Annotated in this window: 18 protein-coding genes and 1 pseudogene; 15 read left to right on the plus strand and 4 right to left on the minus strand. The window is 71.9% G+C overall.

The annotated features are described in order from the left end of the window. The first annotated feature begins 66 nt into the window (after positions 1 to 66). The 3 genes from B079_RS0109925 to B079_RS0109935 are packed head-to-tail and all read left to right on the plus strand — an operon-like array spanning position 67 to position 2,202. Positions 67 to 285, plus strand: a complete 219-nt coding sequence (locus tag B079_RS0109925) for a hypothetical protein (RefSeq protein WP_018545641.1) — start codon at positions 67 to 69, stop codon at positions 283 to 285. Further along, positions 282 to 656, plus strand: a complete 375-nt coding sequence (locus B079_RS0109930; protein WP_018545642.1) for a hypothetical protein — start codon at positions 282 to 284, stop codon at positions 654 to 656. Before B079_RS0109925 ends, B079_RS0109930 begins: the two co-directional genes overlap by 4 nt. A gap of 4 nt (positions 657 to 660) precedes the next feature. Next, positions 661 to 2,202, plus strand: coding sequence for an MFS transporter (locus tag B079_RS0109935; protein ID WP_018545643.1), 1,542 nt, complete (start codon positions 661 to 663; stop codon positions 2,200 to 2,202). A gap of 9 nt (positions 2,203 to 2,211) precedes the next feature. On the opposite strand, the gene B079_RS0109940 is transcribed toward B079_RS0109935, so the two are convergent. Together B079_RS0109940 and B079_RS0109945 are read right to left on the minus strand one after the other, a co-directional pair. After that, on the minus strand, positions 2,212 to 2,610 hold the full coding sequence (locus B079_RS0109940; protein WP_018545644.1) for a VOC family protein: 399 nt from the start codon (positions 2,608 to 2,610) through the stop codon (positions 2,212 to 2,214). A gap of 19 nt (positions 2,611 to 2,629) precedes the next feature. Further along, positions 2,630 to 3,265 (minus strand): TIGR03085 family metal-binding protein, encoded by a 636-nt coding sequence (locus tag B079_RS0109945; protein WP_018545645.1) that lies wholly within the window; start codon positions 3,263 to 3,265, stop codon positions 2,630 to 2,632. 82 nt (positions 3,266 to 3,347) lie between these two features. Between B079_RS0109945 and hisI the strand changes: the two genes are divergently transcribed. The 4 genes from hisI to B079_RS0109965 all read left to right on the plus strand — a co-directional run bounded on the left by hisI (position 3,348) and on the right by B079_RS0109965 (position 6,318). Beyond that, complete coding sequence (gene hisI, locus B079_RS0109950) at positions 3,348 to 3,737, plus strand: phosphoribosyl-AMP cyclohydrolase (protein WP_026248536.1); 390 nt, start codon at positions 3,348 to 3,350, stop codon at positions 3,735 to 3,737. A gap of 5 nt (positions 3,738 to 3,742) precedes the next feature. Next, positions 3,743 to 5,224, plus strand: a complete 1,482-nt coding sequence (locus tag B079_RS0109955) for an anthranilate synthase component I (RefSeq protein WP_026248537.1) — start codon at positions 3,743 to 3,745, stop codon at positions 5,222 to 5,224. A gap of 50 nt (positions 5,225 to 5,274) precedes the next feature. Further along, entirely contained in the window at positions 5,275 to 5,913 is a 639-nt protein-coding gene (locus B079_RS0109960; RefSeq protein ID WP_018545648.1) for a TIGR02234 family membrane protein, read from the plus strand. A 147-nt stretch (positions 5,914 to 6,060) separates the two neighbouring features. Beyond that, positions 6,061 to 6,318: an HGxxPAAW family protein gene (locus B079_RS0109965; RefSeq protein ID WP_018545649.1), complete on the plus strand. Its 258-nt coding sequence runs from the start codon at positions 6,061 to 6,063 to the stop codon at positions 6,316 to 6,318. Between the two features lie 116 nt (positions 6,319 to 6,434). On the opposite strand, the pseudogene B079_RS36430 reads toward B079_RS0109965, so the two are convergent. Further along, a pseudogene (locus B079_RS36430) lies at positions 6,435 to 6,637 on the minus strand (hypothetical protein). 67 nt (positions 6,638 to 6,704) lie between these two features. Beyond that, positions 6,705 to 6,908: a hypothetical protein gene (locus tag B079_RS0109970; protein WP_018545651.1), complete on the minus strand. Its 204-nt coding sequence runs from the start codon at positions 6,906 to 6,908 to the stop codon at positions 6,705 to 6,707. Positions 6,909 to 7,080: 172 nt separating this feature from the next. On the opposite strand from B079_RS0109970, the gene B079_RS0109975 reads away from it, so the two are divergent. The 8 genes from B079_RS0109975 (at position 7,081) to B079_RS0110005 (ending at position 13,383) form a co-directional block, all read left to right on the plus strand. Next, positions 7,081 to 7,749, plus strand: coding sequence for a DUF6879 family protein (locus B079_RS0109975; protein ID WP_018545652.1), 669 nt, complete (start codon positions 7,081 to 7,083; stop codon positions 7,747 to 7,749). A gap of 15 nt (positions 7,750 to 7,764) precedes the next feature. After that, complete coding sequence (locus B079_RS0109980) at positions 7,765 to 8,616, plus strand: helix-turn-helix domain-containing protein (protein ID WP_018545653.1); 852 nt, start codon at positions 7,765 to 7,767, stop codon at positions 8,614 to 8,616. A gap of 74 nt (positions 8,617 to 8,690) precedes the next feature. Next, complete coding sequence (locus B079_RS0109985; RefSeq protein ID WP_026248538.1) at positions 8,691 to 9,146, plus strand: DUF2752 domain-containing protein; 456 nt, start codon at positions 8,691 to 8,693, stop codon at positions 9,144 to 9,146. Between the two features lie 151 nt (positions 9,147 to 9,297). Then, positions 9,298 to 10,107: an indole-3-glycerol phosphate synthase TrpC gene (gene trpC, locus B079_RS0109990; RefSeq protein WP_018545655.1), complete on the plus strand. Its 810-nt coding sequence runs from the start codon at positions 9,298 to 9,300 to the stop codon at positions 10,105 to 10,107. A 20-nt stretch (positions 10,108 to 10,127) separates the two neighbouring features. Continuing rightward, a complete protein-coding gene (gene trpM / locus B079_RS36530; protein ID WP_078495891.1) occupies positions 10,128 to 10,328 on the plus strand; it encodes a tryptophan biosynthesis modulator TrpM in 201 nt (66 codons plus the stop codon). 79 nt (positions 10,329 to 10,407) lie between these two features. Then, positions 10,408 to 11,694, plus strand: a complete 1,287-nt coding sequence (gene trpB / locus B079_RS0109995) for a tryptophan synthase subunit beta (RefSeq protein WP_018545656.1) — start codon at positions 10,408 to 10,410, stop codon at positions 11,692 to 11,694. After that, positions 11,691 to 12,509: a tryptophan synthase subunit alpha gene (gene trpA / locus B079_RS0110000; RefSeq protein WP_018545657.1), complete on the plus strand. Its 819-nt coding sequence runs from the start codon at positions 11,691 to 11,693 to the stop codon at positions 12,507 to 12,509. Before trpB ends, trpA begins: the two co-directional genes overlap by 4 nt. A gap of 97 nt (positions 12,510 to 12,606) precedes the next feature. Continuing rightward, positions 12,607 to 13,383, plus strand: a complete 777-nt coding sequence (locus B079_RS0110005; protein WP_026248539.1) for a DsbA family protein — start codon at positions 12,607 to 12,609, stop codon at positions 13,381 to 13,383. Positions 13,384 to 13,419: the final 36 nt, after the last annotated feature.

Below are 13,419 nucleotides of genomic sequence, written 5' to 3' on the forward strand. Positions count from 1 at the left end.
TCGTACCTTCACTCGTGGTAGTGAAGACGGTAGTGGTCGGGGTTCCAGGCTGTATAGGCTGCGCATATGCCTGGAATCACGATCGAGTTCACCGAGGAAGAGCTGGCCGAGCTGCGCGCCGAGGCCAAGGAGCAGGGCGTGGCGATCAAGCGGCTGGCCCACGACATACTGACCGAGGACGTGGTGCGGCGGCGGCAGAAGCAGCGGTTCGTCGAGGGGGCCTCGAAGAAGGCCCGCGAGATCATGGCCGACTTCGAGGAGCGCTTCCCGAAGGGACTTCGATGACGCTGTACGTCGACCCGGGATGGGTGCTCAACATCCAGGTCAACGTCTCCCCGCAGAACACGCCCATCCGTGACTGGGGCGCCCTCCACTGCATGGTCGAGCGGCACCGGTACGAGCGGGTCGCGGGCGAGCCCTACTACGAGGAGATCGCCTCCCGGGCGGCCACCTTCCTGCACACCGCCCTGCGCCTGCGGCCGTTCAGCGACTACAACGCGTCGATCGGTGTCGCCTGCGCCTGGGAGTACATGGAGCAGTCCGGAGTGCCCTTCGAGATGCCGCGCGGCGAGGTCGCCAAGCTCGTCTCCGACATCCGCAGCGACGAGGCCGACCTCCAGGAGACCGCCCGCCTGCTGCGCGAGTGGGCCGCGTGATCCAGTGACCGACACCGCGATACGCCCGGCCGCCCGGACCGAGAGCCGGGCGGCCCACCGCGACCCCAACGTCCTGCGCTGGCTCGGGGCCTACGCCGCCTCCATGGTCGGCGACAGCGTCTTCTATCTCGCCCTGTCCTGGGCCGCCGTACGGGCCGGGAGCCCGGCGGAGGCCGGGATCGTGGTGTCCGTCAGCGCGCTGCCGCGTGCCCTGCTGATGCTGGGCGGCGGGGTGGTGGCCGACCGGTTCGGGCCGCGCCGGGTCGTCATCGGCAGCGACACCGTGCGCTGCGCGGCCGTCCTCGCCGTGGCCGCGCTGCTGTTCCTCGCCCGGCCCGGACTGTGGCCGCTGGCCGCGCTGGCGCTGCTGTTCGGCGCCGTCGACGCCGTGTTCGTCCCGGCCGTGGGCGCCCTGCCCGCCAGGATCACCGGCCCGGACCAGCTCACCCGGGTCCAGGGGATGCGCGGCCTCGCGAACCGGTTCGCCTCCGTCGTCGGCGCCCCGCTCGGCGGGCTCGCCATCGCGACCGGCGGCGCGGCGGGCGCGTTCGGCGTGGCCGGGGTGCTCATCGCGGTATCGGTGCCGTTGCTGGTCTCGGTGCGGCTACGGGGGCTGTCCTCGGAGGAGGCGGCCGGGAAGACCGGCACGCCCGGGGGGACGAGCGGGCCGGGGGAGACCGCTCCCGCTCCCGGTGCCGGAGAGTCGGTGGCGCCTGTGGCGGTCGTACCGGCCGGGGAGGCCGTCCCGGCGGCGACCCTGCCGCTCGCGGCCACCGTGTCGACCACGGAGACCGTGCCGCCCGCAGCCCCCGTGCCGCCCGCAGCCCCCGTGCTGCCCGCGGACGCCGTCTCCGCCGTGGCGACCGTGCCCCTCGCCCCGGCCGCTCCCGCCGCGCCGGAGGCCACCCCCGCCCCCGCCTCTGCCCCGCGCCCCGTCGGCCCCTGGCACGACCTGCGTGCCGGGCTCGCCTACATCCGTCACCACCGCGTCCTCGGCCCCCTGGTGCTGGCCATCGCGCTCGGGGACCTCGGGTTCGTCGGGCCGCTGAACATCGGGCTGACCCTGCTGGCCGACCGGCGCGGCTGGGGGGCCTCCGGCATGGGCTGGGTGCTCGCCGGGTTCGGGGCCGGAGCGGGCGCCGTCTCGATGCTGCTCGCCGTACGGGGACGGCTGCCCCGGGCCGGACTGGTCACGGGGGCCGCCTGCGTGGCCGGTGCCGTCGCCGTCGGGGCGCTGGGCCAGGCGTCCGCGCTGCCCGCCGCCGTCGGCATCGCGCTGCTCGTCGGGCTGCTCGCCGGGCTCAGCGGGGCCCTGTGCGGGGCGCTGCTCCAGACCCAGGGCGACCCCGCCTACCTCGGCCGGGTCACCTCCGTCGCCAGCCTGGTCAGCCTCGGCATCGCCCCGCTGAGCATGCCGTTCGCCGCCGCGGCGATCGGCGCCTGGGGCACCGGGCCGGTGTACGCCGTCAGCGCCGCCGTCTGCGGCTTGGGCGGAGTCGTCGTCCTCGCGTTCCCCGCGCTGCGCCGCGCCGAGCTGCCCCGCTGACCGGTCCCGTCAGGGGATCGGCTGGGTCAGCTGGACCAGATTGCCCACCGTGTCGTCCAGGACCGCCGCCAGCAGCGGGCCCTGGACGGTCGGGGGGTGCGGGAAGCGCACCCCGAGGCCGCGCAGCCGCTCGTACTCGGCGAACAGGTCGTCCACCGCGAACACGATGGACGGCAGCCCCGCCTCGTACAGCGCCGCCCGGTACGGCTCCGCGATCGGGCCCTCGCCGGGTTCCAGGAGCAGCTGCACGTCCGGCTGGGCCCCGTCCGGCGCTCCCACCGTGACGAACAGGGCGCCCTCGCCGAGGTCCATGTGCAGCCGTGTCTCGAAGCCCAGCACCTCCGTGTAGAAGGTGTGCGCCCGCTCGACGTCGTCGACGTACACCCCGGTCATCGCGACCTTGATCACGGCGGCGCGCCCCCGGGACTCAGATGCCGAGCTGCCGGGATTCGCCGAGCTTGGTGATCGCGTCCGGGTCGCCGTCCAGGACCACCTTGGCCGCGTCCTGCCGCCCGAAGACGAACATCAGCAGCTCGGCGGGCTCCCCGGTCACCGTCACCACCGGCGCTCCCTTGTGCGCCACCACCGTCTGCCCGTCCGGGCGGCGCAGCACCAGGCCGGTCGGCGCCTTGCGCCCCGCGAGGCGGGCCGTGCGCTCCAGGCGCGACCACAGCGTGTCCTGGAACACCGGGTCCAGCTCGCGCGGGCTCCAGTCCGGCTGGGCGCGGCGCACGTCCTCGGCGTGGACGAAGAACTCCACCGTGTTCGACGCCTCGTCCACCTGCTTGACGGAGAACGGCGAGAGCTTCGGCGGGCCCGTCCGGATCAGCTGGATCAGCTCGGAGTACGGCTTCGCGGTGTACTCCTCCATCACCCGGTCCAGGCGGGGCGCGAGCTGCTTCACGAACTGGCCCGCGACCGCGTCGGGGCGGCGCTCGCGCACCACCACGTGCGCGGCCAGGTCCCGGGTGGTCCACCCCTCGCACAATGTCGGGGCTTCCGGACCGGCGGTTTCCAAGAGGTCGGCGAGCAACAGCCGTTCACGCTTGGCGAAGGTCGACATGGGCTCAGCCTACGACCATACGGAAGGACCGGACAGCGGACACGGACCGTGACGCGCCGCCCCGCACGGCACAATGGCCCCCATGACCCGTACGACCGGCAGCCCCCGCCCCAGCGGCCTCGACCCGGAGATCGCCGCCCGCCTCAAGCGCGACCGCGACGGACTCGTGCCCGCCATCGCCCAGCAGTACGACACCGGCGAGGTACTGATGCTCGGCTGGATGGACGACGAGGCGCTGCATCGCACCCTGACCACCGGCCGCTGCACGTACTGGTCCCGCAGCCGCCAGGAGTACTGGGTCAAGGGCGACACCTCCGGCCACGTCCAGCTGGTGAAGTCGGTCGCGCTGGACTGCGACGCCGACACCCTGCTGGTCAAGGTCGACCAGACGGGCGCCGCCTGCCACACCGGCGACCGCACCTGCTTCGACGCCGACGTGCTGCTGAAGGACGCCAAGGACACAGACCGGTGAACGCCATGGACCTCGACACCTTCCGCAAGCTCGCCGCCGACCGGCGCGTCATCCCGGTCACCCGCAAGCTCCTCGCCGACGGCGACACCCCCGTCGCCCTCTACCGCAAGCTCGCCGCCGAACGCCCCGGCACCTTCCTCCTGGAGTCCGCCGAGAACGGCCGCTCCTGGTCGCGCTACTCCTTCGTCGGCGTCCGCTCGGCGGGCACCCTCACCACCCGCGACGGCCAGGCCCACTGGCTCGGCACCCCGCCGGTCGGCGTCCCCACCGACGGCGACCCGCTGGTCGCCCTGCGCGCCACCCTCCAGGCCCTGCACACCCCGCACCAGGAGGGCCTGCCGCCCTTCACCGGCGGCATGGTCGGCTACCTCGGCTACGACATCGTCCGCCGCCTGGAGAAGATCGGCCCCGGCGAGCGCGACGACCTGAAGCTGCCCGAGCTGACCATGCTCCTCACCAGCGACCTCGCGGTCATGGACCACTGGGAGGGCTCGGTCCTGCTGATCGCCAACGCGATCAACCACAACGACCTGGACACCGGCGTGGACGAGGCGTACACCGACGCGGTCGCCCGGCTCGACGCCATGGAGGCCGACCTGGCCCGCCCGGTCGCCCAGCCCCCGGCCGTGCTGCCGCCCTCCGAACTGCCCGAGTACACCGCGCTGTGGGGCGGCCCCGACTTCCAGGAGGCCGTCGAGGACGTCAAGGAGCGCATCCGCGCGGGCGAGGCCTTCCAGGTCGTGCCCTCCCAGCGCTTCGAGACGCCCTGCACCGCGAGCGCGCTGGACGTGTACCGGGTCCTCAGGGCCACCAACCCGTCCCCGTACATGTACCTGTTCCGCTTCGACGGCTTCGACGTGGTCGGTTCCTCGCCCGAGGCGCTGGTCAAGGTCGAGGACGGGCGCGCCATGGTGCACCCCATCGCGGGCACCCGGCACCGGGGCGCCACCCCGCAGGAGGACCAGGCCCTCGCCGACGAGCTGATGGCCGACCCCAAGGAACGCGCCGAGCACCTGATGCTGGTCGACCTCGGGCGCAACGACCTCGGCCGGGTCTGCGAGCCCGGCTCCGTGGAGGTCGTCGACTTCATGTCGATCGAGCGCTACTCCCACGTGATGCACATCGTCTCCACGGTCACCGGCAAGGTCTCCCGCGGCCGTACCGCCTTCGACGTACTCACCGCCTGCTTCCCGGCGGGCACCCTCTCCGGCGCCCCCAAGCCCCGTGCGATGCAGATCATCGACGAGCTGGAGCCCTCCCGGCGCGGTCTGTACGGCGGCTGCGTCGGCTACCTCGACTTCGCGGGCGACTCCGACACCGCCATCGCCATCCGCACCGCCCTGCTGCGCGACGGCACGGCGTACGTCCAGGCGGGTGCCGGGATCGTCGCGGACTCCGACCCGGTCGCCGAGGACCAGGAGTGCCGCAACAAGGCCGCCGCGGTGCTCCGCGCGGTCCACACCGCCAACCGGCTCGGCACCGTCTGACCCGTCCGGAGGGAACCCCGGGTGACGCGGTGCCCGGGGTTCAGGCGATAGTGGAGTACGTGACTGCCGTACCTCACCCCCGTACCGAAGCCGCCGCGCCCCTCCGGGCCAGCCGGCGCAGCCTCGCCGCGGCCCTGCTGTTCGGCGCGCTCGGCGCGGCCGTGGCGCTGCTCGCGACCCGGCAGCGCTGGTCCGAGGGCACCGCGACGGTGGCCGGCGGCACCTTCCCGCTGACCGCCAAGGGCAGCGACATCACCGGAGTCCCGGCGGCGCTCGCCGTCGTGGGGCTGGCCGCGCTGGTCGCCGTCTTCGCGGTCCGCCGGGCCGGGCGCCTCGCCGTCGCCGGGCTGCTCGCGCTCTCCGGCGCGGGCATCGTCGCCGCCGCCCTCGCCGGAGTCTCCGACGGCTCCGCGCTTGACGAGCAGGCCGCCCGGACCACCGGCGACACCTCGGCCACCGTCGCCGCCCTCACCCACACCGGCTGGCCCTACGTCGCGGCCGTCGGCGGGGTGCTGATCCTGCTCGCCGGGGTGCTCGCCCTGCGCTACGGCCGCCTGTGGCCCGCGATGTCGGGGCGCTACGAGCGCGGCACGGAGCGCCCCCGGCGCACGGCACGCCCGGTCGACCCGGAGCGTCCCGAGGAGATGTGGAAGGCCCTGGACCGGGGCGAGGACCCCACCGGTGGCTGAGCCCCGCGGGCGGGTGTGGCCAACCAGACTCGACCCCCGCGTCGGTCTCCCGCGCGCGTGCGGGACAATGGGCTTCGGGCGTCCGGCCCGTACCGACCGGCGGCCTTCGGAAACGTACGTCACGTACACAGCAGCTAGGAGCAAGTCATGGCGGGCAGCAGCCACGGTCACACCCCGGCCGCCTGGACCGGTGTCATCATCGCCTTCATCGGTTTCTGCGTCGCGGGCGCCTTCATGGTGATGGCCCAGCCGCTCGGCTTCTGGGCCGGCATGGTGATCGTGGTCCTCGGCGGTGTCGTCGGCATGATCATGCGTTCCATGGGCCTCGGCCAGCCCAAGGAGAGCGCCCAGATCACCCACCTGACCCCCACCACGACCCGCGAGCCGGTCACCGCCGAGAGCTGACCGCCCCGGCACACCGCATCCGGCCCCGGAAGCGCACGAGGACGCCCCGCTGGTATTTTCCGCCCGGCGGGGCGCCTCTGTGTCCGGGGGAGGGTGCCGGAGACTCCACGACGGGCCTACGCCACCCCGGGCCGTCCCAGCAGCAGCTCATCCCCGGCACGGAAGCGCTCGGTCCCGCCTCTTCCCAGGTGACGATCACGAACAGGCCGCCCATCGCGCCGATGCCGGTCTTGGCCGCCTTGACCGTGCGCCACTGTCCCTCGTAGCCGACCCGGTCTCCGGGGCCGACGAGGGCAGCCACCTTGGTCGGCGTCGTCACCGGCACTCCGACGCTCCGGCGGGATACGGGAGCTTGCCCTCACACACCGTCGTATCAGCTCTTCCGCTCACTCCTGACCGCCCTTCTGCAATGCGTCGGCCAGCCGTGCGGCCACGTCGGCGCGCACACGGCCCAGGTCGACGAGCCGCAGGTGCGGGGACGCGTCGTCCACCCCGAGGGAGGGGAGGACGACGCCGACCTCGGCCAGTGCCGTCCTGAGAGACTCCATCGCCGTGAACGGGTCGATGCTCTGATGTTCCTTGGTCGCCATGAACTGGACGCTAGAACTGGCCGGTTGGGGTTCGGTACGCTGTTTTCTCGATTTTTCTCACCGACTGGCTTGCTTAGCTCACTTTTTCGCATGAGGGTGGCCGGAACTCATGGTCCAGCCGCTTCCTCCGGGCCATGCTGGGGCGGTCAGCCTCCGGCGAAAGGAACTGATCATGGCCCGACGACTGCGCCTCACCGACCCGGACGCCCTCGCCCAGCTCCAGCACATCGGCGAGGACGAGATCCCGGTCGTGATGCCTCGCAACACGCTGATCGACTTCGGCCCGAAGGACCGGGACACCGAGCCTCGCATCCTCGACCCGGAGACGTTCGCCGGGATGTTCCAGAACTTCCAGCACAGCGCGTGGCACCTGGAGATGCGCGGCGGGTACGCGGTCGATCGGGCCGAGAACACCTACGCCCAGTTCGTCCGGGGTGAGACGCCGACATGGGACATGAATTCCCTCTGGGCCCGCACGATCACCGCCAAGACGAGGGACGGTGCCGCCGTCGGCCGGGTGCGCATCGTGGACAACCCGCTGACCGAGGGGCAGCGGTACCTGCTCGCGCACGCGGAGCACAACGACGCCTTGGGCGAAGATGTGCGCAACATGTGGCGCGAGGACGCCGAGCGCGTCAACCTCCCGAACGAAGACTTCTGGATCTTCGACTCCCACATCGTCGTCCTGTGCCTCTTCGATGACGAGGACAACCTGACGGGTGCCGAGCTGATCACGGAACCGGCGCGCGTCAACCAGTACAACCGACTGCGGGACGTGGCCCAGCACTACGCCACGCCGTTCAGGAAGTTCGTGGCGGAGCTGGCCGCGAAGGAGGAGTAAAGCAGGTATGCGCTGGTGAGCACCGATTACCAACAGGCACGCGAAGCGCTCGGGGTACGACTCCGGGAGCTTCGCCTGTCCTGCCCTGACGGCCGGCTCACCGGCACCGCCCTGGCCCGCAAGCTCGGGTGGCCCAACTCGAAGGTGTCGAAGCTGGAGTTGGGCAAGCAGACGGCCACGCCCGAGGACCTTGAGCAGTGGGCCACGGCGTGCGGCCGGCCCGCGTCGTACGACGAGCTTCGGGCCAGGCTGGCGGGGTTCGAGTCGCACATCCGCTCGTGGCGGCGCCAGCTTGTCGGCGGACACAAGCCCGTGCAGGACGCCCACAACGACGCGCAGGCCAATTCGAGGGTGCTGCGGGCTTGGGAGTCCTCATGGATCGTGGGTGTCCTCCAGACCCCCGACTACGCGCGCGCCGTACTGACCCGCTCCGCCGAACTGCACCGGTCACCCAGGGACGTCGAAGAAGCCGTTCGGGCCCGGATGAAGCGACAAGAGCTGCTGTACAGCGGGGGCAGGCGGTACCACATCATCCTCTGGGAACCGGTCCTGCGCTCGCTGGTCTGCTCGCCCTCGGTGCTGGCGGTCCAGCTCGACCGCCTTACCGGGGTCATCGGCATGGACACCGTGGAACTCGGCATCGTCCCGCTCGCCGCGTCCCTCAAGGTTCCGCCCGGTCTGGGTTTCTGGATCTACGACGACCGCCAGGTGGCCACCGAGGCATGGCACGCGGAACTGTGGCTCGATGACGCCGACAGCGTCGCCCTCTACCTGCGGACGTGGAACACCTTGCGCGAGTCGGCCGTGTACGGGGCCGACGCCCACAACGTCATCAGCGCGGCCCGTCGTGCCCTGAACCTGCGTTGACGCCTCGGGCGCATCCCCGAACTCGGCCCAGACACCACCGCGCGCCCGCGCACCCCGCGCGGCACAATGCGAGCGTGAACGCCGACACCCCGCCCGCACCCGGCCGCCCGCACCCCGCCGTACCGGCACCCGCCCCTCTGTGGCGGCGGCTTGCCGCGCCTGCCGGGACGCTCGTGGCCGTGGCCGGGGCGTTTGGCTATGTCGGGGCCGTGGATCCCAATCAGCCGGGGCACTATCCGGTCTGTCCGCTGTTCGCGCTCACCGGGCTGTACTGCCCCGGCTGTGGGGGGCTGCGCAGCGCGCATGCCTTCGTGCATGGGGACCTTTTCGGCGCGCTGCGTGACAACGCGTTCGGGGTGGTCGCCTATGTCGCCTTCGCCGTGTTGTGGGCCGTCTGGGTCGTGCGGGCGGCGCGTGGGAAGCCGCTGCGGATCGATGTTCCGACCGCCCGGCTGTGGGTGATCGGGGGCGCTCTGCTGGCGTTCACCGTCGTCCGGAATCTGCCGTTCGGTGGCTGGTTGCATCCTTGATCAACTACGAAGGTCCAGGTAAGGGGACCGCCGCGCAACCGGATGCGAAGTCAGGCACCTCCTGCGGATACCATCGCAGTGACCACGGGTTTTCGAACCCCGCAGGCTTAACGGCCTGATCTTCACGACCGTCTGGAAGGGGGCCGCTCGCGTGAGTGTGCTCGACGAGATCATCGACGGAGTCCGGGCCGACCTTGCGGAGCGCCAGGCACGCGTCAGCCTCGACGAGCTCAAGGAGCGTGCCGCCAAGGCTCCCGCCGCCAAGGACGGGGTGGCCGCGCTCAAGGGCGACGGCGTCAAGGTCATCTGCGAGGTCAAGCGCTCCAGCCCCTCCAAGGGCGCGCTGGCCGCCATCGCGGACCCGGCGGGACTCGCCGCCGACTACGAGGCGGGCGGTGCCTCCGTCATCTCCGTCCTCACCGAGCAGCGCCGCTTCGGCGGCTCGCTGGCCGACCTGGAGGCCGTCCGCGCCCGCGTGGACATCCCGGTGCTGCGCAAGGACTTCATCGTCACGTCGTACCAGCTCTGGGAGGCCCGTGCCTACGGCGCCGACCTCGCGCTGCTGATCGTGGCCGCCCTGGAGCAGCCCGCGCTGGAGTCCCTGATCGAGCGCGCCGTCTCCATCGGCCTCACCCCGCTGGTCGAGGTCCATGACGAGGACGAGGTGGAGCGCGCGGTGGACGCGGGCGCCAAGGTCATCGGCGTCAACGCCCGCAACCTCAAGACCCTCGAGGTCGACCGCACCACCTTCGAGCGCGTCGCCCCCGAGATCCCCGACGAGCTGGTCAAGATCGCGGAATCCGGCGTCCGCGGCCCCCACGACCTGATCGCCTACGCCAACGCGGGCGCCGACGCCGTCCTGGTCGGCGAGTCCCTGGTGACGGGCCGCGACCCCAAGACGGCGGTGGCCGACCTGGTGGCGGCGGGCGAGCACCCGGCGCTGCGGCACGGCCGAGGCTGACCACCGGTAGGCTGACCCCGATGAACACGACCCTGACCACCGTGGACCGGCACGCCCGCCTCGCGCGCGGCTGCCGCCCGAGGGGCTGCCGCGCCCCGGCCCGCAGGGTCCACGGCCGCAGGGTCAGGTACCACATCGGCGCCGAGCCAGGGCAAGTGAATGGCATGCGATGGCAGCAGCCGCCTTTCAGGGGCGCGGGGAACTGCGCGATCAACCACTGACGGCTCGCGGCCAACAGACGAATCCCCGCCCCCACGGCGAATAGTGTCTTTTCACACGCACTCACCGTGAGGTACTGGCATGCCCAGCAACTACTTCTTCCCTGACCCGGAGGGTCAAGTCCCCACCGCCGAGGGATACTTCGGCGCCTTCGGCGGCAAGTTCATCCCGGAAGCCCTCGTGGCCGCCGTGGACGAGGTCGCCGTCGAGTACGAGAAGGCCAAGCAGGACCCGGAATTCGCCCGCGAACTGAACGACCTCATGGTCAACTACACCGGCCGCCCGAGTTCGCTCACCGAAGTCCCCCGTTTCGCCGCGGAAGCGGGCGGCGCCCGGATCTTCCTCAAGCGCGAGGACCTGAACCACACCGGCTCGCACAAGATCAACAACGTGCTCGGCCAGGCCCTGCTCACCAAGCGCATGGGCAAGACCCGCGTCATCGCGGAGACCGGCGCCGGGCAGCACGGCGTCGCCACCGCCACCGCCTGTGCCCTGTTCGGTCTCGACTGCACGATCTACATGGGCGAGATCGACACCGAGCGCCAGGCCCTCAACGTGGCCCGGATGCGGATGCTCGGCGCCGAGGTCGTGGCCGTGAAGTCCGGCAGCCGCACCCTGAAGGACGCCATCAACGAGGCGTTCCGTGACTGGGTCGCCAACGTCGACCACACGCACTACCTGTTCGGCACGGTCGCGGGCCCGCACCCCTTCCCGGCGATGGTCCGCGACTTCCACCGCGTCATCGGCGTGGAGGCCCGCCGCCAGATCCTGGAGCGCGCCGGACGCCTCCCGGACGTCGCCATCGCCTGCGTGGGCGGCGGCTCCAACGCCATCGGCCTCTTCCACGCCTTCATCCCCGACGCGGACGTCCGCCTGATCGGCTGCGAACCGGCCGGGCACGGCGTGGAGACCGGCGAGCACGCGGCCACCCTCACCCAGGGCGAGCCCGGCATCCTGCACGGCTCCCGCTCCTACGTCCTCCAGGACGAGGAGGGCCAGATCACCGAGCCGTACTCGATCTCGGCCGGTCTGGACTACCCGGGCATCGGCCCCGAGCACGCCTTCCTGAAGGACTCCGGGCGGGGCGAGTACCGCGCGGTCACCGACGACGAGGCCATGCAGGCGCTGCGGCTGCTCTCGCGCACCGAGGGCATCATCCCGGCCATCGAGAGCGCCCACGCGCTCGCCGGTGCGCTGGAGGTCGGCAGGGAGCTGGGCCCGGACGGACTGATCATCGTCAACCTCTCCGGGCGCGGCGACAAGGACATGGACACCGCCGCCCGCTACTTCGGCCTCTACGACACCGACGCCGAGGTGGCCGCCGACCAAGCCGAGGACACCGCCGAGATCGAGGGGGACGCCAAGTGAGCGGGAACGTACAGCTGCTGAGCGACACCCTCGCCGCCGCCAGGGCCGAGGACCGTGCCGCGCTCATCGCCTACCTCCCGGCCGGGTTCCCGACCGTGGACGGCGGCATCGAGGCGATCAAGGCCGCCTTCGACGGCGGCGCCGACATCGTCGAGGTCGGCCTTCCGCACAGCGACCCGGTCCTGGACGGCCCGGTCATCCAGACCGCCGACGACATCGCGCTGCGCGGCGGCGTGAAGATCGCGGACGTGATGCGCACGGTCCGCGAGGCGCACGCGGCCACCGGCAAGCCGGTGCTGATCATGACGTACTGGAACCCCATCGACCGCTACGGCGTCGAGCGGTTCACCGCCGAGCTGGCCGAGGCGGGCGGCGCGGGCTGCATCCTGCCCGACCTGCCGGTCCAGGAGTCCGCGCTGTGGCGCGAGCACGCCGAGAAGCACGGGCTCGCGACCGTCTTCGTGGTCGCCCCCAGCAGCAAGGACGAGCGGCTGGCCCGGATCACCGCGGCGGGCAGCGGCTTCGTCTACGCGGCCTCGCTGATGGGCGTCACCGGCACCCGTGAGTCGGTCGGCGCGCAGGCCCAGGACCTGGTCGAGCGCACCCGCGCGACCAACGGCGACCTGCCCGTCTGCGTCGGCCTCGGCGTCTCCAACGCGGCCCAGGCCGCCGAGGTGGCGGGCTTCGCCGACGGTGTGATCGTCGGCTCGGCCTTCGTCCAGCGGCTGCTGGACGCCCCGGACGAGGCGGCGGGCATCGAGGCGGTCCGCGCGCTCGCCGCCGACCTGGCGAAGGGCGTGCGCGGCACGGTCTGAGCCGCCGCCCCGACGGGCACGGCACTCCGTGGTCACTCGAACGGGTGGACCTACGGCCGGGGAGGCGCAATGCGCCTCCCCGGTTCGTTCTGGGGGTGTGAGCGAGAAGAACCGTGATGGAAAGCGCACTGCCCGGCAGAAGATGGCGGCGGAGCGCGAGAAGCAGAAGTCCGCGGAGAAGCGGCGCCGGGCGCTGATCGTGGGCGCGAGCGTGGTCTGTGTCCTCGGCCTCGCCGCGGTGATCGGCGTCATCGCCGCGAACGCGGGCAAGGACAAGGGCAGCAAGGACGCGGGCCCGGTCGTGGCCCCCTCCGGCGCCCAGGGCAAGGACAGCCTCGCGATCCCGGTCGGCAAGGACGGCGCCAAGTCGACGCTCACCGTCTGGGAGGACTTCCGCTGCCCGGCCTGCCAGGCCTTCGAGACGCGGTACCGCCCGGTGCTGCACGAGCTGACGGACGCGGGCAAGCTCCGCGTCGACTACCACCTGGTCCGCCTGATCGACGGCAACCTGGGCGGCACCGGCTCGCTGCGCGCGGCCAACGCCGCCGCCTGTGCGCAGGACGCGGGCAAGTTCCGCGACTATCACGACGTGCTCTACGCGAACCAGCCCCAGGAGTCGGACGACGCCTTCGCGAGCGACGACAAGCTGATCCAGCTCGCGGGCAAGGTCCCGGGCCTGGACACCTCGTCCTTCCGCTCCTGTGTGAAGGACGGCACGCACAACAGCTGGGTGAACCGCTCGCAGCAGGCGTTCGAGGCGGGCAAGTTCGGCGGGACGCCCACGGTCCTGTTCGACGGCAAGAACATCTACCAGGACCAGTCCATGACCCCGGAGAAGCTCAAGCAGATGGTGGAGGCCGCCGACCGAGGGTGAGCCACGTTTCTCACCTGCCCGTTATGGAGCCGTAGC

The organism is Streptomyces sp. LaPpAH-108, assembly GCF_000373625.1.
GTDB lineage: Bacteria > Actinomycetota > Actinomycetes > Streptomycetales > Streptomycetaceae > Streptomyces.